The 23,527-nt window shown below is 63.5% G+C and carries 21 protein-coding genes; 12 read left to right on the top strand and 9 right to left on the bottom strand.

Annotated features, from left to right (window positions below; translation table 11 throughout):
- Window positions 1-45: 45 nt before the first annotated feature.
- Window positions 46-288 (top strand): hypothetical protein, encoded by a 243-nt coding sequence (locus tag KP004_RS20745; protein WP_216800287.1) that lies wholly within the window; start codon window positions 46-48, stop codon window positions 286-288.
- A 39-nt stretch (window positions 289-327) separates the two neighbouring features.
- Here KP004_RS20745 and KP004_RS20740 read toward each other — a convergent pair whose 3' ends face one another.
- Window positions 328-612 (bottom strand): HU family DNA-binding protein, encoded by a 285-nt coding sequence (locus KP004_RS20740; protein ID WP_015718556.1) that lies wholly within the window; start codon window positions 610-612, stop codon window positions 328-330.
- Between the two features lie 218 nt (window positions 613-830).
- Entirely contained in the window at window positions 831-3,326 is a 2,496-nt protein-coding gene (locus tag KP004_RS20735; RefSeq protein ID WP_216800285.1) for a penicillin-binding protein 1A, read from the bottom strand.
- A 412-nt stretch (window positions 3,327-3,738) separates the two neighbouring features.
- On the opposite strand from KP004_RS20735, the gene KP004_RS20730 reads away from it, so the two are divergent.
- From KP004_RS20730 to gdhA, 4 genes are all read left to right on the top strand, one after another.
- Window positions 3,739-4,545 carry a triphosphoribosyl-dephospho-CoA synthase gene (locus KP004_RS20730; protein WP_216800283.1) on the top strand — a complete coding sequence of 269 codons (807 nt, stop codon included), beginning with the start codon at window positions 3,739-3,741 and terminating at the stop codon, window positions 4,543-4,545.
- A gap of 160 nt (window positions 4,546-4,705) precedes the next feature.
- Complete coding sequence (locus KP004_RS20725; protein WP_239026883.1) at window positions 4,706-6,385, top strand: DUF4388 domain-containing protein; 1,680 nt, start codon at window positions 4,706-4,708, stop codon at window positions 6,383-6,385.
- Window positions 6,386-6,478: 93 nt separating this feature from the next.
- The gene (locus KP004_RS20720; protein ID WP_216800280.1) at window positions 6,479-7,549 is read left to right on the top strand and encodes a type IV pilus twitching motility protein PilT; all 1,071 of its coding nucleotides are present in this window, start codon (window positions 6,479-6,481) and stop codon (window positions 7,547-7,549) included.
- A 354-nt stretch (window positions 7,550-7,903) separates the two neighbouring features.
- Entirely contained in the window at window positions 7,904-9,253 is a 1,350-nt protein-coding gene (gene gdhA, locus KP004_RS20715) for an NADP-specific glutamate dehydrogenase (protein ID WP_216800279.1), read from the top strand.
- Window positions 9,254-9,477: 224 nt separating this feature from the next.
- Here gdhA and KP004_RS20710 read toward each other — a convergent pair whose 3' ends face one another.
- Window positions 9,478-10,137, bottom strand: coding sequence for a YceH family protein (locus tag KP004_RS20710; protein ID WP_216800278.1), 660 nt, complete (start codon window positions 10,135-10,137; stop codon window positions 9,478-9,480).
- 216 nt (window positions 10,138-10,353) lie between these two features.
- On the opposite strand from KP004_RS20710, the gene KP004_RS20705 reads away from it, so the two are divergent.
- Window positions 10,354-11,073 (top strand): lytic transglycosylase domain-containing protein, encoded by a 720-nt coding sequence (locus KP004_RS20705; protein WP_216800276.1) that lies wholly within the window; start codon window positions 10,354-10,356, stop codon window positions 11,071-11,073.
- Window positions 11,074-11,082: 9 nt separating this feature from the next.
- Here KP004_RS20705 and KP004_RS20700 read toward each other — a convergent pair whose 3' ends face one another.
- Together KP004_RS20700 and KP004_RS20695 are read right to left on the bottom strand one after the other, a co-directional pair.
- Window positions 11,083-12,345, bottom strand: a complete 1,263-nt coding sequence (locus KP004_RS20700) for a LysM peptidoglycan-binding domain-containing protein (RefSeq protein ID WP_216800275.1) — start codon at window positions 12,343-12,345, stop codon at window positions 11,083-11,085.
- Window positions 12,346-12,357: 12 nt separating this feature from the next.
- Entirely contained in the window at window positions 12,358-13,917 is a 1,560-nt protein-coding gene (locus KP004_RS20695; RefSeq protein ID WP_216800274.1) for a hypothetical protein, read from the bottom strand.
- Window positions 13,918-14,095: 178 nt separating this feature from the next.
- On the opposite strand from KP004_RS20695, the gene KP004_RS20690 reads away from it, so the two are divergent.
- Genes KP004_RS20690 through KP004_RS20680 form a run of 3 tightly spaced genes read left to right on the top strand, consistent with a single transcriptional unit; the run spans window position 14,096 to window position 15,948 of the window.
- Window positions 14,096-14,821 (top strand): SprT family zinc-dependent metalloprotease, encoded by a 726-nt coding sequence (locus KP004_RS20690; protein WP_216800272.1) that lies wholly within the window; start codon window positions 14,096-14,098, stop codon window positions 14,819-14,821.
- On the top strand, window positions 14,808-15,593 hold the full coding sequence (locus KP004_RS20685; RefSeq protein WP_216800271.1) for a rhomboid family intramembrane serine protease: 786 nt from the start codon (window positions 14,808-14,810) through the stop codon (window positions 15,591-15,593). The genes KP004_RS20690 and KP004_RS20685 overlap by 14 nt, the downstream gene beginning before the upstream one ends.
- Window positions 15,594-15,639: 46 nt before the next feature.
- Complete coding sequence (locus KP004_RS20680; protein WP_216800269.1) at window positions 15,640-15,948, top strand: hypothetical protein; 309 nt, start codon at window positions 15,640-15,642, stop codon at window positions 15,946-15,948.
- Window positions 15,949-15,966: 18 nt separating this feature from the next.
- Here the strand turns inward: KP004_RS20680 and KP004_RS20675 are convergent, their stop codons facing one another.
- The 4 genes from KP004_RS20675 to KP004_RS20660 form a co-directional block, all read right to left on the bottom strand.
- The gene (locus KP004_RS20675; RefSeq protein WP_216800268.1) at window positions 15,967-18,687 is read right to left on the bottom strand and encodes a carboxypeptidase-like regulatory domain-containing protein; all 2,721 of its coding nucleotides are present in this window, start codon (window positions 18,685-18,687) and stop codon (window positions 15,967-15,969) included.
- A gap of 3 nt (window positions 18,688-18,690) precedes the next feature.
- Window positions 18,691-19,521 carry a fimbrial biogenesis chaperone gene (locus KP004_RS20670; RefSeq protein WP_216800267.1) on the bottom strand — a complete coding sequence of 277 codons (831 nt, stop codon included), beginning with the start codon at window positions 19,519-19,521 and terminating at the stop codon, window positions 18,691-18,693.
- Between the two features lie 9 nt (window positions 19,522-19,530).
- Window positions 19,531-20,001: a DUF4402 domain-containing protein gene (locus KP004_RS20665; protein WP_216800266.1), complete on the bottom strand. Its 471-nt coding sequence runs from the start codon at window positions 19,999-20,001 to the stop codon at window positions 19,531-19,533.
- Window positions 20,002-20,083: 82 nt separating this feature from the next.
- Entirely contained in the window at window positions 20,084-20,599 is a 516-nt protein-coding gene (locus KP004_RS20660) for a DUF4402 domain-containing protein (RefSeq protein WP_216800264.1), read from the bottom strand.
- 414 nt (window positions 20,600-21,013) lie between these two features.
- Here KP004_RS20660 and KP004_RS20655 point away from each other — a divergent pair, with 414 nt between their 5' ends.
- The 3 genes from KP004_RS20655 to KP004_RS20645 all read left to right on the top strand — a co-directional run bounded on the left by KP004_RS20655 (window position 21,014) and on the right by KP004_RS20645 (window position 23,407).
- A complete protein-coding gene (locus tag KP004_RS20655; protein WP_216800263.1) occupies window positions 21,014-21,517 on the top strand; it encodes a shikimate kinase in 504 nt (167 codons plus the stop codon).
- A 112-nt stretch (window positions 21,518-21,629) separates the two neighbouring features.
- On the top strand, window positions 21,630-22,916 hold the full coding sequence (locus KP004_RS20650; RefSeq protein WP_239026882.1) for a GGDEF domain-containing protein: 1,287 nt from the start codon (window positions 21,630-21,632) through the stop codon (window positions 22,914-22,916).
- Window positions 22,913-23,407 (top strand): hypothetical protein, encoded by a 495-nt coding sequence (locus tag KP004_RS20645; RefSeq protein ID WP_216800261.1) that lies wholly within the window; start codon window positions 22,913-22,915, stop codon window positions 23,405-23,407. Before KP004_RS20650 ends, KP004_RS20645 begins: the two co-directional genes overlap by 4 nt.
- Window positions 23,408-23,527: the final 120 nt, after the last annotated feature.

The raw sequence follows: 23,527 nt of genomic DNA, 5'->3' as shown, positions 1-23,527 counted from the left end.
ACGATTGTCGCAGGCTTAGCTGAATATTACTCGGCAACACGCCATATGACCGGCAAACCGTACATCGTTGCCAACCAATTAGCTGCTGCCGCATTTCTCGTGGGGATTAACCTGAATGCGAAGGGGTTGGATCGATGGGAGGGGTATTACCCCGGTGGAACTGATGTCAGTCAGGCGAACAGCTTTACTACAGGTGCCCGACAAAGGCAAGTTTTTCTTTTTTTGTATACGTTTACAAGAGAAAACCCCGCTTTGTGGGCGGGGTCTTCTTGCGTGCCGGTGACGTAGCAACAGTCGTGGAGGGGCACGTCGCTGGCTGGTCCGAGACTACTTCTTCTTGGCAGCGATGGCGTCCTTCAGGGCCTTGCCGGGGCGGAACTTGGGCACCTTGGCTTCGGCGATCTTGATCTCCTTGCCGGTCTGCGGGTTCCTGCCGGTACGGGCCTGACGGCTGGCAACTTCAAAGCTGCCGAAACCTACCAGGGTTACCCTGTCGCCCTTCTTCAGCGCACCGCTCACGGTGGAGATGAATGCACCGACGGCCTTCTCGGCTGCGGCCTTGGGGATGTTAGCGGACTTCGCCACTGCTTCGACCAGTTCTGCTTTAGTCATGTGAAACCCTCCTTGGCTGGATTAAATTAACGCCACTATAATCATATATTCGTAATTTGCAAGGGTTTTCTTGTGCCTGCTTCCATTTTCTCCGCGACAGGAGCGGATCTAGCCCGTTTTTGAGGCCTCGATCCGCTCCTGGCAAGGCTTTACGGGGATCCGTTCGGCGCCGTTAAACAACCGCCCCCGCCGCGCACAACCATCGCTATTCCGGCAACTTACTGCGCAGAGACGGCGTCGGCCGGGGGTTCCGCACTGTAGCTCGTCGGCTCGGTCCCCGATACGAAGCACTCCTGCACCGCTCCCGGCGTCCCGTCCTTGGCCAGGCGCCCGTTGCGCGGGTCGATGAGCGCGAAGGTGACGTTGCCCGGGGTGGGGAACGACTTCACCGGGACACCGGCCATGGCCCGCTGCATGAACTCGGTCCAGATCGGCGCCGCCGCCTGCCCGCCGGAACCGCCGGCGCCGAGGCTGCGCTCCTGGTCGTAGCCGACCCAGACCCCGGCCACCAGCTGCGGCACGTACCCCACGAACCAGGCGTCCTTCATGTCGTTGGTGGTGCCGGTTTTGCCTGCCACGGGACGCCCGAGGGCGCGCGCCCGTCCCCCGGTGCCGCTGGTGACGACGCTTTCCATCAGGTTGGTCATGATGAAGGCGGTCTCGGGGGGGATGACCGGTATCACGCCGCCGGTCGCCTCGGTGAGCACCGGCTGTCCCGGCTGCGGCACGGCCGGCGGGACCTTCCCTTCCTCCCCCTCGTCTTCGGCGGACGCGTCGGCCTGGGCGCTGGACATCTTGCCGAACACCGGCACTTTCGGCTCCTGGATCTCTTCCAGCACGTTGCCGTCGCGGTCGAGCACCTTGGTGACGAAGTAGGGCGTGGTGCGGTAGCCGCCGGAGGCGAATACGGAGTAGGCGCTGGTGAGCTCCATCGGGGTGACGCTGGACGAACCCAGGGCCAGGGTGAGGTTACTGGCCAGGGGCGAGGTGATCCCCAGCTTCTTGGCGTAGTCGATGGCGGTGCCGACCCCGATCTGCTCCAGGATCTTCACGCTGACCACGTTGATGGAGTTGGTGAGGGCCTCGCGCATGGTGACCGGGCCGCGGTAGACGTTGTCGTAGTTCTTCGGCTTCCACGCCTTGTCGCCGCCGCTGTCGTACTCCACCTGGGAGTCGTCGATGATGCTGGCGGTGGTCATGCCGTGCTCAAGGGCCGCCGCGTAGATGACCGGCTTGAAGGCTGAACCGGGGTTTCTCTTGGCCTGCATGGCCCGGTTGAACTGGCTCTTCTTGTAATCGTAGCCCCCCACCATGGCGCGCACGCCCCCGGTCATCGGGTCGATGGCGACCAGCGCAGCCTGCGCCTCGGGGGTCTGGTCCAGGGCGAACACCGCCCCCGCCTTGTTCTTGTCCGGCTCCTTGACCTGCAGTTCGAGCACGGCTCCCAGCCCGATGGCCCGCTTGGCCTGGGGCTTGCCGTAGCTGTTGACCAGTTCCACCTTGCCGGCCCAATCCATGTTCTTTCTGGGGAGCGTGCCGGTGCGGTCGCCGACCCGGACCGCCAGCTCGCGTTTGGCCGCGTCGACCCCGGTCACCACGCCCTGGTACACCACCCCCTGCTTCAGGGAGAGATCGTCGATGTCGTCCTCGACCTTCTTGCAGAAGGGCTCCACCTCGGCCTCGGCGAGGTACTTCGCGGCGCCGCGGAAGCCCTGGCGCTTGTCCACCGCCTTCAGGCCGTTGACCACGGAGTCGTAGGCCGCCTTCTGCATCTCGGCGTTCATGGTGGTGTAGATCTTCAGGCCGTCCTTGTAGAGCCGCTCCTCGCCGTACTTCTCGACGAGCTGCTGCCTTACCTGCTCCAGGAAGTAGGCGGACTGCTCCGCGTTCACCTTCTTGAGGGGCTGGATCACGATGGGGGTGGCCTTGGCATAGTCCGCCTCGACCTGGGTGATGTACCCTTCCTTCACCATCCGCTCCAGGACGTACCCCTGGCGCTCCTTGGCCCGCTCCAGGTGCTTGATCGGGGAGTAGCTGTTGGGCGCCTTGGGGAGCCCCGCCAGCATCGCCATCTCGGCCAGGTTCAGCTTGTCCACTTCCTTGCCGAAGTAGGTCTCAGCCGCAAGCTGCACACCGTAGGCGCCGGCGCCGAGATAGATCTGGTTCAGGTAGATGTAGAGGATCTCGTCCTTGGTGAGCCGCTCCTCCATCCTCTTGGCGAGGATGGCTTCCTTCAGTTTCCTGGAGAATTTCTTTTCCGGCGTGAGCAGCATGGACTTGGCCACCTGCTGCGTGATGGTGGAGGCCCCTTCCTTCTTGCGCATGGAGATCAGGTTTTTCACCGCCGCGCGGGCGACACCGAGGTAGTCGATCCCCTTGTGCTGGTAGAAGTTGGAATCCTCGGCGGCGACGAAGGCCTGGATCAGCCGTTTGGGCATCTTGTCCACCGGCACCACGGTGCGCCGCTCCAGATAGAACTCGCCGACCAGGGTGCCGTCCTGGCCGTAGACCTGCGAGAGGATCGGGGGGCGGTAGTCGGCGAGACGGTCCACCTTGGGGAGCGCCCCCAGGAGGTAGAAGAAGTAACCGAGAAAGGCGAGCAGCATGATGGTGGAGCCGCCGGCGGCGCCCCAGAGCAGGTACTTCAGGGTGGGTGCTGGTGCTTTTTTCAACCTGCGCTGCGGCTGTCGCGGCTGCGCCTTGTAGATTTCCATGTCGAGAGGGTCTCCAATCGGGTCGATGCGTGCGCTGGATCATGGGCCTGGCGTACCCGGAAGGCCGATGGTCGGGGAGGCGGGAAGCTCCTTGGCCCCCTGCGGCAAGGGTAGAGCTGGTCGGGAATCTGCGGGTGCATCCAGGTTATGCCGGGCCCGGGAGCCGGGCACCAAGACTGAAGAGTATCCCAGATTGCCGTAGTAATTCAAGGTTATTATGCTTCCCTCTCCCGGCGCGCTCCGTCCGGAAGAGCGCGATCGCCGGTCCGCAGCGGGGAACTCCGCGCCCCTCGAAGCACGGGGTCCGGGCGGCTTATCCCTTTATAATGTATACACATTCTCTTCTGCGGCGAAAAAATGCTACTATACGGATCTCAATTATCCAAGCCGGACCCGGAGCCTGATCCCAGAGATGACCAGCTATCTCCCCAAACTCGCCAAGAACCTGGTGCGCGGAGCCTTCATGGAGCTCTACCTGACCCCCAAGCCGGGTCTCGTCGACCTCTGCGACTGCGGCGCCCACCCGGACCTTTCCGTGCCCCGCATGGAGGCGTCGTTGAAGATCGTCTCCCTGTACCTCATGGATCTTTGCGATGCGGTCCTGTCCGGCGAGGACCTGGCGGCCCGGGTGCGCCTGGGGGTCGCTGCCGAACGCGCGGTGCAGCGTGCCGTTGGGACCAGCTGCCACAAGGGATACATCTTCCTGGGGGGGCTGGTCCTGTGTGCCGGCGCCTGCGCTCCCGGCCGGGACGAGGAGAGCCTGCGCTCGTCGATCGCCGGCCTTGCCGAGCTTTTCTTCGAACACGGGGAACCGGGTTCGGCGCACCGGGTGCGCAACCGCTTCCAGGGAGGGGGTATCCGCGAGGAGGCGCTGGCCGGACTCCCCAGCCTCTTCGACGAAGCCCTGCCGGTGTTCCGGCGCGAGCTCGCCGACGGCGGCAACCGCGGCAGCGCCGTCTTCGCCATGATGGGGCGGCTGATGCAGACCGTTGAGGACAGCACCACCCTGCGCAGCGGCGGCCGCAGCGGCCTGAAAACGGTGCGCGAAGACGGCCGGCTGCTGGAGCGGATGGTGGTACAACGAGACGATTTCCTTACCTTCCTCGCACAGCGTAACGCCCACTACGTAAGCCGCAGCCTCACCATGGGCGGCGTCGCCGGCCTGCTCGCCCTCGCCCTCGCGTGGCTCAGCCACACCGGAGAACTCGAGGCCGCCTAGCCCCCCGCCATCCTTTCCTCCAATTCCCCAGCAATTCCGGTTTACTTACCCCCGGTCGCATGTTAGAATCTCCTCCGCTTGACCCGCTCCACCTCACCCACCACAGGCAGACAAGGGTATCGGCATGTCCTTTGAAGGCGATTTAGAACACCTTCCCTTAGTGGATGTCATCCAGTTGCTGCACCAGACCGGCAAGACCGGCACCCTCACGCTGAAAGGCGTCAAGGGGGATAGCCAGCTCGTCTTCCGGGACGGTTTCATCGTCAGCGCAAACCACGTCAACAACTCCATCCGCATCGGCCAGGTCATGCTGGACATGGGTCTACTGAGCCGCGAGGCGCTGGAAACGGCCCTGCGTGAGCAGCGGGACGCGGGGGAAAACCGCAAGCCGATCATCCAGATGCTGATCGAGGGCAACGTCGTCCCGACCCAAGCCGCCTACCAGGGGTTGGAAGCCCTCATCGAGATGACCATCGTCGACGTGCTCACCTGGTCGCGTGGGACCTTCTGCCTCGAGGTGGACAAGATCGTGGTCTCCGACGAGTACCGCTACTTCCCCGAGCAGATCAACATGAACACGCAGAGCATCCTCATGGACGCCCTGCGCATCTACGACGAACGCAAGCGCGACGGCACCCTCACCCCCGAATCCATCTTCGGCAATATCGCCGCCCCCGAAGCGCAGCGCAGCTCAGCCGAACCCTCCGCCGCCGAGCTCTCCGCCGCCGACCTGGGGCTGGAGGAGTTGGAAGGGCTGGAGCGGCACATCCCGACCTTTTTTTCGGCGCTCCAGGAGGAGGTCCCCGACACCCCGGCCACGCGGCTGCAGGGTGAACTGGCGGGAATCCCGGCAAGCGATCAACAGCAACTATTCCGTTACCTGGAGCAGCTCTCGGCGCGCGCCCCGGAATCCGGCAGCAGCCTCGGCGTCATCCTGCTGACCTCCGCGAAACTCATGCGCGAGTGCTGCGCCACGGTCTGCGGCCCGCGCTTCATCTGCGCCACCGACGACGCCGAGCAGCTCGACCCCGTCATCGACCAGGCCCTGTCCCGGGAGAAGACCCCGCTATTGCTGCTGGACGCGGGGGAGCCTTCCGGCAGAAACGGACGCGACCTGGCCGGCTTGCTCAAGAAAACCCGGGAGCGCTTCGCCGACCTCGCCATCGTGCTCCTGGCCGCCCCGGGCGACTACGCGCTCTGCGCTGCCGCACAGGAAAACGGCGTGTCGGCGCTGCTGCCGCGCCCCTGCCGCGAGCAGCGCCCCGACACCTTCATAACCGACACCATCGACAGCTGCCGGGCTCTGGCAGCCTACCTGGACCGGGACCACGGCAAGCCCGAGCAGGACCTATCCGGCAAGTTCCGCAACCGGTTTCTCGCCCTCGCCGAACAGCACGACCCACCCGAGGTCACCTTCGCACTGCTGCAGGCGGCCTGCAGCGTTTTCCGCCGCGGCGTCACCCTGGTGGTGGTACGCTCGGAACTGATCGCCGAGCGGGCGATCGGGGTGGATGCGGCCGGAGCCGTCACTTCGGTAAAGCTGCGCCTTTCCCCATCCGAGGGGTCGCTGTACCAGCGCGCCCTCAGCGGCGAGATCTGCTATGGCGATGCCGACCAGGCGCTGCGCGACACCATGTACGGGGCCATCGGCTCCCCGTTGACCGGCAAGGCGCTGCTCCTCCCGGTGAAGAGCTTCGGCCGCGTCATCGCCATCATCTACGCGGATTTCGGCCCGGGGACCGGAACCGACCCGCAGGTGCCGCTGCTGGAGCTTTTGTCCCAGCACGCCGGCCTCGTGATCGACAACATCCTGTACCGCAAGCGCTGCGCCCAGAAATAACGGCGCCGGCCGCTCAAGCCGGTCACCGGGTGCGCCGAAAAGAAGACCCGTCTGCCATTCATTTCAATCTGCCGCAGCAAGAGAGGGACCGCCATGGATGCCAAGATTTTCGTCCAGATTCTGGAAATAGCCTTCAGCAAGAAGGTTTCCGACGTGCATTTCGAGGTGGACAACCCTCCCTTTTTCCGCGGCAAGGGGCAGATCATCCGATCGAAGCTCCCCGACCTCACCGCGGAAGACACGGAATTCATCGCGGCCCAGATCCTGACCCACCACGGCCGGCGCTGGGAGCCCGACCAGAAGGAGTTCGACACCTCCTTCTCCCTCCCCAGCGGCGCGCGCTTCCGGGTCAGCATCTTCAAGCAGCGCGGGCACTTCGGCATCATCATGAGGGTGATCCCCGCCCACATCGGCACCTTCGACGAACTGCGCCTGCCGCCGGTCCTTGGTGAGATCGTCAAGGCCCCCAACGGGTTGATCCTGGTGACCGGCCCGACCGGCAACGGCAAGTCGACCACGCTCGCCTCGATGCTGCGCTACATCAACGAGCACTTCAGCTACAACTGCATCACCATCGAAGACCCCATCGAATTCCTGTTCCACTCCGAGAAGAGCTGCATCATCCAGCGCGAAGTCGGCATCGACACCGACAGCTTCAGCTCCGCACTGAAGGCCGCGCTGCGCATGGACCCGGACCTGATCATGGTGGGAGAGATGCGCGACACCGATACCATCGAGTCCTGCCTCATGGCCGCCGAGACCGGGCACCTGGTCATGTCCACCCTGCACACCCAGGGGGCCGTCTCCACCATCAACAGGATCGTCGGCCACTTCCCCCCCGACGCGCAGGAGATCGTGAGACAAAGGCTCGCCGACATACTGGTGGCCACCGTCTCGATCCGCCTGGTCATGAACAAGACCGGCGAGAACATCATCCCGGTGCTGGAGATCATGCGCGCCACCACGACCATCCAGAGCTGCATCCGGGAGGGACGCCTGGACGAGATCGAGGCGCACATGGAGAACGGCCGCAGCCAGTACCAGATGCAGACCCTCGACCAGCACCTGATCCAGCTGCACGAGCAGGAGCAGATCACCATGGAGGAGGCCAAGCGCCTGTCCCACTCCATGGACCTGGAGCGCAAGCTCATGTTCACCAACTAGAGGCACGGCTCCGCCAGCGCGAGGGATCACGGTTCGAACCGTGGTCCCTTTTTTTGCGTCCGCCTCTCTCCAGCCCATCTGTGTACTCACCAAGATTAAAGAGAGTACAAAAAGTAGTTCACCCACCCGCCGCTGATTAATTTCTCAGCACCACACCACCTCTCCCGCAGCGCAGTTTTGCCAACAAAAACGGCACAATCCCCATTGCCTGCATATTTATTACGCAGCAATGCCCAAAAATGGTTCACCGTGTGCATACTCCTGCGTCATATTTCAGCATGCCGGGCTCCCAACCCCGACGCGGCTGATGAAAGAGCGGGCAAAAACCGCTCCTACAATGCTCAAGGAGGATGTATGTCGCCACAGATTGACGAGAAAGTAGAACCCATTTTCCAGGAAGTGCTGAAGAGAAACCCGGGCGAGGTCGAGTTCCACCAGGCGGTCCGCGAGGTTCTGGAATCGCTGGGGCCGGTGCTGGTGAAGCACCCAGAGTTCGCGGAGCGTAAGATCATCGAGAGGATCTGCGAGCCGGAGCGCCAGATCATCTTCCGGGTACCCTGGCAGGATGACGCCGGCAACGTTCACATCAACCGCGGCTTCCGCGTCGAATTCAACAGTGCCCTCGGCCCCTACAAGGGCGGCCTGCGTTTCCACCCCTCCGTCTACCTCGGCATCATCAAGTTCCTCGGCTTCGAGCAGATCTTCAAGAACTCCCTCACCGGCCTCCCCATCGGCGGCGGCAAGGGTGGTTCCGACTTCGACCCCAAGGGAAAATCCGATAACGAGATCATGCGTTTCTGCCAGAGCTTCATCACCGAACTGTACCGCCACCTGGGCGAGCACACCGACGTGCCCGCCGGCGACATCGGGGTGGGCGGACGCGAGATCGGCTACATGTTCGGCCAGTACAAGCGGATCACCAACCGGTTCGAGCCGGGCGTCCTGACCGGCAAGGGGCTCGACTGGGGCGGCTCCCTGGTGCGCACCGAGGCGACCGGCTACGGCGCCACCTTCTTCGTCGACGCAATGCTGAAGGTGCGCAAGGAATCTTTCGAAGGAAAGACCTGCTCCGTCTCCGGCTCGGGCAACGTGGCCATCTACACCATCGAGAAGATCCACCAGCTCGGCGGCAAGTGCGTCACCTGCTCCGACTCCAACGGCGTCATCTTCCACGAAAAGGGGATCGACCTCGAGCTGGTCAAGCAGTTGAAGGAAGTGGAGCGTCGCCGCATCGAGGACTACGCCACCTACCACAAGGACGCGAAGTACATCGCCAACGGCAACATCTGGAACGTCCCCTGCCAGGTGGCCATGCCTTCCGCGACCCAGAACGAGATCAACGGCAAGGACGCCGCCACCCTGGTCAAAAACGGCTGCATCGCAGTGGGCGAAGGGGCCAACATGCCGACCACGCCGGAGGGGGTCAAGGTTTTCCTGGAGGCGGGAATCGCCTACGGCCCGGGTAAGGCGGCCAACGCCGGCGGGGTTGCCACCTCCGCGCTGGAGATGCAGCAGAACGCGTGCCGCGACGCCTGGACCTTCGAGTACACCGAACAGCGTCTGGCCCAGATCATGAAGAACATCCATGACACCTGCTACGAGACCGCCGCCGAGTACGGCACCCCGGGCAACTACGTGAACGGCGCCAACATCGCCGGCTTCATCAAAGTCGCCAAGGCCATGGTGGCCCACGGCCTGATCTAATCGGACTCACCGCAGCATCTGCAAAAACGAAGAAGGCTCGACCGCATGGTCGAGCCTTCTTCGTTTTTGGCAAAAGGGACTGGCTCCGTCAGGTGCCTGTCCCTCTAGCGGAACGCCGCTTTCCGCTCAGCCAGCTTCCCCAAGCACTAAGGGGACAGGCACCTGACGGAGCCAGTCCCCTCCTTCGGACAGGGGGGATTTGCCTTGGCCCACCCTCTGCCCCCTTACGAGAACGCCGCCAGCAACTCCTCCACCTCCCGGCGCAGCTCCCCGATCTCCTGACGCAAGCCCCCCACCTCCTGTTCCAGCTGCTCCAGCCGCTCGTTCCCCGGCCGGGTCCTCGGCACCGGAGTTGTTGTCGGCTGCTCCGGCTCCTCCTCCGGCAGTTCCGGCATCCCCGCAAAGACCTGGGCGTAGCGCGCCTCCTTGCGGCCCGGCTGGCGCGGCAATCTCACCACCAGCGGCGGGCCGTGCTGCTGCAGCGCGAGCAGTATGTCCTCCACCGCCGCCAGGTCACCCGCCTCGGCCATACGTTCGCCGCGGCTGCGCAGCTCCGCCGCCGTCTGCGGGCCGCGCAGCATCAGCTCGGCGAGCACCGCGCGCGCCGGAACAGCAAGCCCCAGCTTGTCCCCCATGGAGTGAACGTACTTGTCGACCCGCCCCCCGGTGGTGGTCAGTCGCGCCAGCCCGCGCGCTCCCAGCGCCTCGAGGCCGCGCTGCAGGTCGGCTTCGGCGAGGCTCATGACCGGGTCCCGGTTCGACTTCTGGTTGCAGGCCGCGGCGAGCGCGTTCAGGGTGAGCGGATAGTATTCCGGCGTGGTGAGTTCTTTCTCCATCAGGCACCCCAGGATCCTGATCTCCAGCTCGGTCAGATTCATTCTCATCGGCTGCTCCTTTGCATGATAAATCGCGGCAGGCACGACCGCCGTTGCGGGCGTCTCGGACGGCAACGGTACTTTATCAGATGACATGCCCTTTCGGAAAATGTATTATGGACCGGAATTGCGCTCCGGCCGGCAGCCGTACCCGCCCGCCGGCATCCGCCCGCGCCACCCTCTCCTTCGGCGGATGACCCCACACCCCCTGATGAGGAACCCGTAATGGGTAAAGCCAGACTGCTTTACGCGGCCGCGGCCCTGATGCTCGCAGCGGCAACTAATGCGTCCGCCTTCTGCTTCGAAGAAGCCGGTGAAGAATACGGCATCAACCCGCAGATCCTGCGGGCGATCGCCAAAGTCGAATCCAACTTCAACCCCGCCGCCGTCAATCACAACAGCAACGGCACCTACGATTTCGGGCTGATGCAGATCAACTCGAGCTGGGCTCCCACCATCGGCAAACAGCGCTGGAACTCCCTCGGCGACCCGTGCAACAGCGTGAAGACCGGTGCCTGGATCCTGTCCATGTGTATGGAAAAGTACGGCTACACCTGGAAGGCGATCGGCTGCTACAACAGCCAGACCCCGGACAAGCGTGACCGTTACTCGAAAAAGGTCTTTGATCAGTTGCAGCGGGTGAAGCCGTTGCGGCAGGAGGCTGACTACAGGCCCCTCAAGGACAACCTCGAGGCCTTGGTGCGTCAGAAAGTGGAAGGCTGGGTGGATGAAGCGTCGAAAGGCAAGACCGACGAGTTCAAAGAGAAGGTGAAGGGAGCGGTGCCGACTCCCAAGGAAGTGCTGCAGCAAAAAGCGGCCCCCGTCGAAACCACCGCGAAGAGCGCACTCCCCCCGACCACCACCCCGCAGAGCAACGCCATGTCCCCGGAAAACATCGGTTACTACACCGAGGACGGGGAGCACTCGGCAATCCCCATCCCCTAGTCTCCGTGCTTACTTGGCGCCGCATCCGGCCGGCATCACCCACTTGTGCCCCGGAGGCGGTGCCGTATCGGTGATCAGGACACGCTTCCCGGCAGCGTCGTCCTGCCGGACCAGGAACCCCTTCGCCTGCTTCCCCTCCTGCAGAGGATGCGTCCCGAAATCGGGCGCGATTCCCACCAGCTTGAACAACCTCTCCGTCACCGTCTGAAAATCTTCCTTCCCGGTCAACATGAGCACCCGATACCCGGCGGTCTCCAGGATCCTGATCAGCGTGTAGTTATAAGGGTCGTTCTCCCCGATGCTCACGATGTAGCGGTTCCCCTTGTACTCGAAGTAGCGGTCCACCCTGATGCTAAAGGGTATGGCGGCCCCGGCGGGAGACTGGATGATCTTGTTGCGGCTCCAGGCGGCGGAGACAGCGTTGAGCACCGAGTCGACGACGCTGCCGGCATCATGCCGGCTCACATGGCAGACCCACGTGGTCGCCTCGGGGATGGCCGGAACGGACGGTGCCGCCTTTGACGGCGTCGCCGCCGGAGCGTGAGGGGATTCATGCGCGGGTGCCGGTGCCGGTTCAGCTTTCGGTGCCGGTGCCGGTGCCGGTTGTGGAGCAGGAGCAGGAGCAGGAACAGGTGCCGGTTCAGCCTTCGGTGCCGGTTGCGGAGCAGGAGCCGGAGCAGGAACAGGTGCCGGGTTCGGTGCCGGTTGCGGAGCTGGAGCTGGTGCCGGTGCCAGTTTCGGCGCCGGTTCGGCCTTCGTCGTCGGAGCCGGTTGCGGCACAGGTGCAGGCTTCTCTGCCGGTGCCGGAGCAGGTTTTTTTTCCTTCCTGGCCGCCTTCGCCTCAGCCCCATGCAGGGCCGCAGCCGGGATCAGCAGGGTCCGCCCCACCTCGAGCGTCTTGATGTTCTTGATGTCGTTGAGTTCGATGATCTCGGGAACGAGCCGCTCGGCAGCCTCGTTGGACATGCCGAAATGCCCGACCAGGATTTTGAAGATGTGGTCTCCCGGCTTGATGGTGTAGCGCACGTACTCCCCGCCGGAAGAGACCTGCTCCTTTTTGGTCTCAGGCTTGGCCTTCGCCGCCGGCTCTTTCTTTTTGGGCACCGGCTTGTGCTCCTTGGAGGCGGGTTTCTGGACGGGCTTCGGCGCCACGGCCGGCTTTTGCCGATCCAACTCCTTGATGTCGATCTGGAATTCCGGGGGCGCGGCGTGGAGCCGGGCGGGGATCAACAAAAGCGCGAGCAGCAGCGTCGCCTTGTTGGCAGGGATCATCGGTCGCCTCTTTTAGGGGTAGTAGACCACCAGGGCCTTCACCTTGTTGTTGGTCTTGTTGCGGTAGATGGTGAGCGCAGCCGGGCCGTGCGTCGCGCATTGCTCCACGAGGTAATCGCCTTTGGCGGCGCTCGACTCGACGCGATAGCTGTCCGCACCGCCGAACTGGCGCAGCACCCTCTTGAACAGGTCGTCTGAAACGGTGCCGCCGGGGACGGGAATGACCTGAATCGCGCGGTACAGGTTGTTCTCCTTGAACAGCTTGTACTCTGCCCGGATGCCGAGGTATCTCACCCAGCCGGGATGCTTCTTGCCGTACTCGGCATCGAGCTTGGTACCTTCCAGCATGGCGGGGAGGTTCTCCATACCGCGCCGGGGCGCGCTCTTGGCCGGGGCCGCGCCTTGTGCTCTGCCGGCCGGAGGCGTCAGCGGCGTCGCAGCCGGAACCTGAGGGGCAGCGGGGGCCTTCGCGGCGGGCGTTGCCGCGGACGGCAGCGCCTGTGAGGGTGCCGGAGCAGCGCCGGGAGAAGTACCGGGAGCATGCTGAGGGGCGGCGGGAGCAGGTGCACTCGGAGCGGCCGGGGCAGGCGCCGGTTTCACGGCCGGCTTTGCGGCCGGCATGGTTGCCTGTTCGGGGGCGGAGCGCCGGCCGGCGAGGTACGATGCCACCGGAATGGCGACCACCACCAGGACCGGCACGATGAACAGCCAGGGGCTGCGCCGCTTCTTCTGCTCGGCCCGGCGCAGCGCTTCCGCGACCGTCTCGCCGGCGTAGTAGCCTCCGGCTCCCTTGGCAGCCCCGTCCAGCGCGGGGGGGGCCGGCAAGGTCTCTTCGAAAAACTCCTGCCTCGGCGCTCCCGCTCTGACCTCGATGCGGTCTTCTACTTCCGCAAGTGCCGCGTCCATGGGGGCGCTCTTGGCCTCTGCCTGCTGCATGACCTCCTCGAAGGCGGAGGCGGCGCTCTTGCCACTGACGCGCAGGGGGGGATACTCGCCCGCTCCTGCCGGTTCCTCAGGCAGCGGCTGAGACGCAACGACCGCAGCCGGGGTGGTCTCTGCTGCGGCCGCCTGCTCGAGTTCTGCCGGTTCCGGTTCGGGCCGCACCACGCTTTGCGGGGGCTCTTCCTGTGCCGCGACGGCGGGAGCGGCTTTTCTCACTTTGGCCGGAGCCACTTTGACCGGCTGCGGCTCCTCCCGGAGCGGTACGTCAGGCAGGGGCTCCCCCGTCAGCAGCGCCGCCGCGCAACGTTCCAGCAGCGCATCGTCCATGGTGAGGTCGAGTGAGGTTCTGCCATGCCTTTCCGCCTGGGCGGCGTCTTCGCTGTCGCCGGCGAGCAGCACCAGGCGCCCCCCGGAAGGGAGCATCTTGTCCAGGTGGCGCAGCAGGATATCCCCGGAAAATCCGGAGATGCGGCTTTGCACGAAGGTGATATCAGGGGAAAAATCGGAGAGTTCGAATTCACCGAGGGCGAGGGTCGACGCCGTCTGCAGTTGCAGCAGTCCCTGTTCGGCCATGCGGTGGAAGATTCGTTGCACCCGTTGGGTGTCTGCGATGAGGAGGACGCGCGTCATGGGTTCCCTTGGTTTTTAGTGGCACATTCTAGGTTAGAGGAGACGAATAATCAATATTATTCAGCTCATGTGAGAAAATTAGAGCAGCCGAAATCGTGCTATTGGGTTGCGTCGCAGCCTCTAATTATGTTAGATTGCTGCCGGGCCGGCTTTGACAGTCGTACCCGGAGGGATTGTAATGCACCGCTTTTTGAAACACCTGTCTTTCGTGATCATGGCGCTGATACTGGGCGGCTGTGCCACTACCTACGTCCCCATCAGCTGGGGTAAGGGCGACACCGTCAAGAAACTGTCCAAAGAGGACCTTTTCCTGTCAGCTCTTTTCAACCGCTACGACCCTGATCGCAGCACCCTGCGCGTTTCCGGGGCCTCCTTCGAGGAGGTCATGATGCCGGCCGAAGTCAAGTTCCACCTTGGCGCCTACCGCCCGGACACCAAGCTCATCTATCGTAACCTGTTCCAGCAATACAGCGATGAACAACTGCGCTCGGTGATACTGCACGAGTTGGCGCACCATGTGTGGCATAACGGCATGACCCCGCAGCAGCATGAGGAGTGGCGCCAGTACCTGACCGCCAACCCGACCCCGATGCAGTCGATGGTCCGCAGCACCTACAAGCCGGGATCCGATTTCGACAGCGAAGACTTCGCCTATGCGGTGGAGTTCGCCCGTCCGCGCGACATCGAGGAGTTGGTCCAGCTCAAGATCATCACCGTCGAGGAGCGCGACCGGATCATGAAGGCGAAGTTCCCTGAGAACGCTGCTCCCTCCACAGGGAAACCGCTGGTCCGTACCGCCGAAGGTCCTCATCCCGCCTACGACGATGTGGATGCACCCCAGGTTACCCCACCGAAGAGCACCACGGACCAAAAGGACCAGGCCCCGCAGCATGAAATTTATTGACCGTTTGGAAAGAAAGATCGGCCGTTACGCCATCCCGAACCTCACCATCTACCTCATCGCGGGACAGTCGTTCTTCTACCTGATGTACATGACGGGGAAGCTCGACCGGATGGCGACCTACTTCTCCGCCGGTCTGTTCCTGTCCGGGGAGTGGTGGCGCATCTTCACCATCCCCTTCGACCCGCCCCAGTCCAGCCTTCTCTTCACCCTGATCGCCTGGTATTTCTTCTACATGCTCGGCTCGACGCTCGAGGAGCACTGGGGCGCCTTCCGCTATAACGCCTACCTGGTGCTCGGCTGCCTGATCACCTTCGCCGCTTCCTTCCTGGTGCCGGCGTACCCGGTCAGCAACGCGTTTCTCGCCGGCTCGGTCTTCCTCGCCTTCGCCACCCTGTTCCCGGAATTCCAGATCCTGCTCTTCTTCGTGATCCCGGTGCGCATCAAGTGGCTGGCCCTTCTGACCTGGCTCGGCTACGCCTACCAGATCATCGTCGGCGGCTGGCCCTCCCGGATCATGGTGCTGGCGGCAATCGCCAACTACCTGATCTTCTTCGCCAACGACATCTACCTCAACCTGCGCCACGGCAAGAGGCAGATCACCAAGAAGGTCGGCGGACTCCAGTTCCGCGAGAAGGAACTGGTACACAAGTGCACCACCTGCGGCATCACCGAGAAGACCCATCCCGACATGGACTTCCGCTACTGCCCGAAATGCAACGGCCAGTACGGCTACTGCAGGGACCACATCTTCAGCCACGAACACAAGAAATGATCACGCCGCACGCGGGACACGCACCGCTGCGTTACAGGAGAAGCAGATGCTGAACAAGCTGGCCGGCATACAGGGGAAGTTGAACAACATCGGCGACGAAGTCTATCAGACCTGGAGCTACGAGCAGCGCCACGACGAGATCGCCAAGCTGGTGCAGGGCTTCAGAAACGGCCTGCCGGTCCAGATCCTCTGCCAGCTCTCCGCCTCCATCGCCGGGGGCACCGCCGAAGCCGCCGAGCACCTCGCCATCCTGATCTCCCGCCGCGAGAGAAAGACCATCGTGAACCGGGAAGCCGGGTCGGACAAGGCGCTGCGCGAACTGCTGGAAGCGACCCTTCTGCCAGCCAGGAACTGAGTCGCCCGACTCCCGGGACTACTCCTTATCCAGTACCGGCCCCGATCCGTTGATGATCTTCCCCGGCGCCGCTTCGACCGGTGTGAGCATGAAGTCGACGCCTGAGACCATGTCCCCTCCCGGCGGCACCGTCACGCCGCGTGAGGGCGAGGCGGCCGCCTTCAACCGCTGCAACTCGTCGGCGGCTATACGCACCAGGTACCTGCCGGGCCTCACCGTCTTGAAAAGGTAGTACCCGCTTTCCTCCGACAGCGTCGTCGCCTGCGCCCTATCCCGCTGCTCCCCTTCCCCGACCAGTTCCACCCTCACCCCCTTGATAGGGGCCTCTCCTCCTCGCTGCAGGCGTACCGTCACGGTCCCGTCGACTTCGCCGCCGGTGGTCATCGTGAAATCGCACCGGGCCACCACGCCGGCCCTGGGCACGATGCGACACCCTTCTTCGGCAGGGACCATGAAGGGGTCTTCGATCGATGCCAGGTCCACCGTCACATCGACGGGAATGTCCGGCTGCAGGAAAGCGATGACCTGGCCGCCGGTGCCGTCCGGGATGGCCCGGACCCGGCTGCCGTTCAAGAGGAAATCCGCCCGCGACAGCGGCGTCCTTTTGCCGTCAGATTCGGCCACCGTTGCGGAAACAGCGATCATGCCGTAGGGGGTCAGCGGCTCGGCCGAGGCCAAGAGCCGACCGGCGGGAACCTCCGCCACCGAAGAGCGCACGCCGACGTCGAAGCCGTAGGCACCGTCGGTGCTTACATGGCCGGCGACCGAGTATCCCACCCGCCCCAAACGCTTGGACACCCCGAGCCGCACCCCGGTCAACCGGTCCGCCGGCGCATGGGACAAGGCCGAGTTCAGCTGCAGCCCCGGGGCAATCTCCAGGTCGGCGCTGACGTCGATACCGGATGCCTTGGCGACCGGGAGGAAAAAGTAGCCGGCCTCCCCCCTCACGCTGAAGTCGCTCAGCCTGGTGCTGACCTGGGCCTTCCCTGTGGCGTAGGTGTTACCCTGCAGCCGGGACAGATCAGCCTGCAGCGTGGTGTTCCAACCGTTCCAACCACCGGACACGCGCCACTGCGACGTCGTCTCCTGCGCCCCCGATTTCCTGGTGCCAAAGCCCACCTCTACCGAGTACGGTACACGGATGTCGTCCAGCAGAGTGAATGAGGCGTTTCCCTTGACGGTGGTCAGGGTGCGCAGGGGGTCATCACGGTAGTAGAACTGTGGCGAGTAGTAGTTGTGGAAAAGGCGCTGCACCAGTTCCAGGTTCAAGCCGAAGAAGTCACGGCTGCTGGACTTCACGCTGACCAGCTGCCCCTCCAGTCCCCGCCCCGACGCCAGCATCTGGATCACCTCCAGCGACAGCAGGGTGGCGCGCCAGGCCGTGCGCACCCCTGCGCCAAGGTATTCCAGCGACGATCCGTGGCGGTCCGCATGCCGTACCGCCAACAGGGAGCCGGTCAGGTTGCTGCTCAGGCCGAAATCCGAGGTGAAGGTAAGGTTGGAGTCTCCAGCGGCTGCATCCTGGACATCGTGCTGCGTCAGCCCCGTCTGCCACCCCGCCGAAAGGGTGTACAGCCACTCTCCCTTCGGAGTGGTGGCATCGGACACGAATACCTCCTCCGACTCCTGCCGCTCCCCGAACGGACCGTGCAGCACCACCTTGAAGCTGTTGACGCCGTAATAGACGCGCAGGTTCACGAAATGGTACATCCCTTCTGCGGTGGGGGGCTGGTAGCGGATCTGCGTGCCGTTGTGAAAGAGCTCGGCGTCCCAGCCGGACGGGAGCTGGCCGTGTATGTCGTGGGTAAGGAAATTCCCGCCACCCAGCAGGGGGCGGTTGGAGAGGTAGAGGCCGTACATCGGCCTGGTCGATACACCGATGCCGTCCACGTAGGGCGCCTGGTTCGAGCCCAGGGCTACCTGGTTGAACCGCAAAGGCCCCATGCGATGACCGGCAGCACTGCGCCGGGACAGGGTCAGGTCCAGCCGCTTGAGGTCTTCGTTTTCGGTTAGGATGTGCGCCTCCCCAGTCATGTAGAGGAGGTCGCCGGAGAGGTTCATCGAGGTCAGCATCCTGCTGCGGTTGCCCTTGTTGCCGTCAGATGATTGCAGGAACTCCGCGGCAAGGTCCGCCGTCGGGACGGCGGCCGCACGCCTGGGCGCCGTGGTATCGGGATACTGCCGGGTCTGGTCCGCAGCTTTCGGCGTCACGAAGGCACGGCGCTTTCTGGCCTCCTGCAGCGGCAGCGGCTCCCGCGCCCTGAGCTCCAGCGTCGAGCTTTCCCGGCGCAGGTTGAAATCGACCGGTAGCCACCGCGACAGCGCGCCCGAATGCACCAGGATCTCCCCTTTTTGCACGAATGCCGCGCCGTTGATGGAGAAGGATTCCCTGCCGTGGACGGTGTAGCCTTCATCGAGGTCTATGACGAAGGGGCGCGCCTGGTCCAGTGCGAAGCCGAATGCCCTGTCCTTGTCGCAGACAATCGCCAGCGCGAGGGTTTCGGCGAGGGAGCAGACCGGGATGTAGATCTCTCCGTTGCGTTCGGTGAGCAGGAAGCTATCGGTGAGGGTTTGCTTGTCCAGTTCCAGTGCGACCACCAGCTCCTGGTCGGGCACCGGCTCCCCCGGTGCAGCGGGAGCGGCAAAGGACAGCGCGGCTGAAAAGCGGAGATGGGCGAGCAGCACGAGGGCTGCACAGGCACACACCCGGCGGGTATGGGCGCCTGCGCGGGGCACCATAGGCTAGGGAAGGACGACGCTGGTCTCAGCCAGTGGCTTTTTTTCGTCACGCTCTGTGAAAACCAGGCGTACGTTGTCGCCGCTTCTGAGACGCGAGTGCTCCGGCACCACTATGGCCACCTTGCGCACCGTGTTCGGGGTGTAGATGGCAAAGCCCCTTCCCTCCGCGACTTTGTCCTGACCGCGGTAGGCCGCCACGTCGCCGTAGACCGACCTGGTACCGGTCCGGAGCATGGTGAACGAGAGCACCTGCTGTTTTTCCCCGGGCTGCCTGAGCGTGACCGATGCGGGGTCTATGGTCGCACCCGCCTGCAGCTGGCCGTGGCGGGCGATGATGGGAATGGAGATGCCGACGTTGGCCACGATGTTCATCCTGATGACACCGGGCTCCTCGTCCTCTTTCTCGGGGAGGTTGACGACGGCTGGGGCGGCACGGGTGAACAGCAGGTGGGACCGGTATTCACCGGGCTCCAGTTCGGGGGGAATCTTGAACATGATGCGTATGGTCTGGCCACCACCGGGCAGCAGCGTCACCTGGCGCGGGGAAAACTTCACCACCTCGTTGGCGAACTTCTCTCCCTTTTCAGGAGTGGTGACTTCCTGAAAGTCCCCGGCCTCGGTCATCCGCTTCCGCACCATAGCGATCTTGTAGGTGGCCTGAGCGGCTCCGGAGTTTATGATATCCACCTGTGCAGTCCGTTGCCGGTCGGTCAAGACCACCCGCGTCGGGTACACCATGAGATCGGCCGCCACTACCGTCATGGTGGGTATTCCCAGGATGACCTGCGCGGCAGTCACCATCGAAATCATCGATTTGATCAGCAGTAGCTTCACGGCCCCTCCTCATTTCACTGAAACGTTCATGTTGCTGCTGTAGAGGGCGTTGCGCTGGGTCGCGCCCACGTTCAAGGTCCCCCCCACCCAAAAAGCCACAGTCCCCCCGGCTGGAATCACCCCGGTCAGTGCTATGGAAGAAGTTATTGCCGTTACCGTCATCTGGTCCGCACCTGCATTGATGGCCATGCTCGGAGGCAAGGTGATGGTATAGCTTTTCCCTGCGGTCCCGGTGATGGTGAAGCGTGCGGGCGAGAAGGTGGTTCCCAGAGGGATCACGCTCCCCGTGGAGGTCCTGCTTCCTGCGGAAGTGATGGTGACTGTGCCCGAGTACCCCGCGCCGCCGACAACCCTGCCGAAGTTTAAGTCCTGGGTCTTGTTCACTGAGGTCGGCGCGGCAAAAGCGCTGCCTGCCGTTAACAGCCGCAGCACCAGAATGGTCACCCCGAGCTTGGCAGGCATCCCCTTAGCGCGCATCATGCTCTACCCCGCTGCCTTCCGAGTGCTCAATAAGCAAGGGGAGCGCAGATGCGCCCCCCTTGCAGCAGACTGACTCGGGAAGCTAGTTGTAGTTGACGGCTACGTCGATGGTGCCGATGTAGGTGCCCGAGGCCTGGTTGGCGCCGACGGCGAGGGTTGCACCGACTGTAAGGGTCTCGGCGGCGGCACCGAAGGTGTTCAAGGTGCCGGTGCTGGCGGTGGTGAAGGTGCCGATGGTCATGTTGTTGGCGCCGTTGATCAGGTTGGTCGTGTTCGGGAAGGTGATCGCGTAGGTGCTGGCCGGCTCACCGGAGATGGTGAAGGCGGCAGCGGTCGCGGTGCCGCCAAGGGCCGCGGTGGTGGTAACCCCACCGGTAACGCTCTGGGCGCCGGCTGTGCTGACGACGACGGTGCCGCCGGTGCCACCCGACATGAACCTGCCGAAGTTCAGGTCGATGGTCTTGGTAATGGTGACGGGCAGGACGACAGTGGCGCTGGTGGCGGCCGTTGCCGTCGCCGCCTGGCTGACGCCTGCGCCGGCAGCCCACGCCAGGGCGGTGCAACCTGCCATGACTACAACCTTCGCTAACGTTTTCATAGGGGTATCTCCTTTAGTACATGTCCGCACGGTCTTGGGTAAGTAGCTCAATCCCAACACTGAGGGCGACTTCCCGGCGGCGGCCTCCCCCGGCCATGGTGGAGTTGGAGGCCGCTGCCACTGTTACGGTCCCATGGTTGCCTTTCCATTTGGTCCTCCGAACGGATCGGCCGGCTGTTCTGTGCCGGGGTCCCGCTCGCCAAACGAGGTGCCTTTCTGGCAGGTACAGGTGCGTGTTGCGGGGCGTCAGCATGTCGCCTAAGCGCCGCAAACACTCGGCATTTTTCACGACGATTAAATATATCTAACCTCAAAAACTTTTCTACTAATTTAATGGTGTCATGTTTCACGACGCGCCCGAGCTGGTAAGATGTTGTAGTCGCACTCGAGACGGGGCCCGCGAAAGGAAGGGAAATGAACAGGTTGACGCTGATAGGAATGCCCGGATCGGGCAAGAGTGCCATAGGAAGGGTCATCGCCACCCGCCTCGGGTGGGATTTCATCGACACCGACCACTGCATCGAGAAGAGGTTCGGCAAGAAACTTCAGGCGGTGGTGGACCAGGTAGGGGCGGAGGAATTTGCCCGCATCGAGGAGGAAACCGTGCTGGCCCTGCCGGCCGAAGGTCCCATGGTCATCTCCACCGGCGGCAGCGTGGTCTACTCCGATGCCGCCATGAGTCACCTCGCCGCCATCTCCACCGTCGTATTTCTCGACGTACCGATACAGAGGCTGCACGGCCGCATCGCACGGGCGGCACCGCGCGGCATCGTCGGGATGGGCGCAGGGGGGCTGGAGGAGCTGTACCAGAACCGGTTCGAGCTGTATCACAAGTACGCCCACAGCATCGTGCTGCTCCACGGCGAAAACCTGCAGGAAGCAGCCACCAGGGTCATCACTCAATGCGGCGTGTCTTGATGAAGCGACGCCAATCGCGTTGACTTTGTTTACACTGTCCCCTAATATCTACCTCATGCCTGAAGCCATCGAGACAAATAAGTCTTCGAGAGTAAGCCTGTCGGGTCTCTCCTTGATACAGAAGATAAGCGCGGGTTACGCGGCCATGGCCCTTTTCACCGCGGCCGCGCTGGTCTTCTCCTCGTACAACATCTACCGCAGCACCAACATCACCCGCAACATAGCCAACAACGAACTCCCCGTCATCAGCGCCCTCATCGAACTGCGCACCTCGCTTTTGAGCCAGGAGAGCTTCGCCGGCAAGTACGCCATACTTAAGGACCCGGCCTTCATCGATCTCTTCCACCAGCGGCAGGCGGAGGCGTTGGCGAGCCTCGACCTGCTCGGCAAGGGCAACCCCACCGCCGACCTGAAACAGTTGAACGGGCTGTACCTCGCCTACCAAAAGGCCGCGGAAGACCTCTTCGCCGGCAGGACCGGCAGCACCGGTCCGATGCGGTCATCCGCGCTCAAGCTGCTCAACGCGGTGGACGCCTCCTACCTGAAACGCAAGGACATGCTGAAGCTGGTGCTCTCCCGCGCCGACGAGCAGCAGAAACAGACCATCTGGTGGACCGTCGCCATCTCCTGCACCGGATTCCTCCTCGCCATCGGCGTCGCCCCCTTCGTCACCTACCGCACCTTCGGGGCGATCCGGGAGCTGCAAAGCGCGACCCACCGCATCGCGGCGGGCGACTTCGACTACAACCCGGATGTCCCCTCCGGCGACGAGATCAGCGAGCTGGCCCGCGACTTCACCAAAATGGCGGCACGGCTGAAAGTCCTCGAGCAGATGAGCCTGGACGCGAGCCCGCTCACCCGCCTTCCCGGCAACTTCGCCATCGAGCGGGTTCTGGAGGACCGGCTGCAAAGCGGCGACACCTTCGCCTTCTGCTATGCCGACCTGGACAACTTCAAACCGTACGGCGACCACTACGGCTACGCCAAGGGGAGCGAACTGCTCCGCCTGACCGGGGACCTGATCCAGGCCGCGGTGAAAGCGCACGGCGGCACTGACGGCTTCGTCGGGCACGTGGGAGGCGACGACTTCGTCATGGTCATCCCGGCCGAACGCGTCTCCGCGGTCTGCGAGGCAGTCATCGAAAGCTTTAGCGCCGAGGTGGTCAAACATTACTCGCCGGAGGATCTGAAGGTGGGGGGAATCGAGGGGTGTGACCGTTACGGGGTGCAGCGCTTCTTCCCGGTGATCACCATTTCCATCGCGGTCATCATCTGCGGCCGGGACCAGTATTCCTCCGCCGTCGAAATCGCGAGGGCCGCGGCCAAGGTAAAGGACAGCGCCAAGGGGAAACCGGGGAGCAAGTACCTGATCGGTGCCCCGGGGAGGATGACCGCATGAGGACCGGGACGCTCATCATCTGCCTGGCATCCCTTCTCTGCGCGGGGTGCGCCACCACAGGGCCGGGAAAGGGGACCTTCCTGGACCGCTACAGCGGTTCGAAACAGCTGGCGCAGGCGGAAACCATGCTGAAAGAGGGGGATACCCACGGTGCCATGCACGCGCTGGATGGCATCTGCAACGGCCCGGCCGTCGCCGGGGTGACCGACGAAGCGCTCTTTCGCCTGGCGCTCCTGACGCTGAAAGCGAAGCCGGGGTCGGCTCAGGCGCAGCACCTTTTGAAGCGGTTGAAAAAGGAGTACCCGGCCAGCCAGTGGACCGCGCTGGCAGCTCCAGTGAGTGAACAGGCCACTTCGCTCGAAGAGCAGCGGCGCCAGAACAAGGTGCTCAAGGGAAGCAACCAGGCGTTGAGCCGCGAGGTAACCGAGCTGAACCAGCGCCTGGAGCAGTTGAAGAACCTCGACCAGGAATTGGAGAAGAAGGCGCGCTAGCCCTTCACAAAGAACCTTTCGCCGTATGACATGAAAAGAGGCGGCCGGATATCCAGCCGCCTCTTCGTTTTGCCATTTGGCAAGTATCTTCCGCTGCCAAGTCAGAGAATTTTTCCTCGG

It is taken from the genome of Geomonas oryzisoli, assembly GCF_018986915.1.
Taxonomy (GTDB): domain Bacteria; phylum Desulfobacterota; class Desulfuromonadia; order Geobacterales; family Geobacteraceae; genus Geomonas; species Geomonas oryzisoli.
The sequence above is the reverse complement of the archived record's forward strand: the minus strand, read 5'-3'. Positions and strand labels throughout refer to the sequence as shown.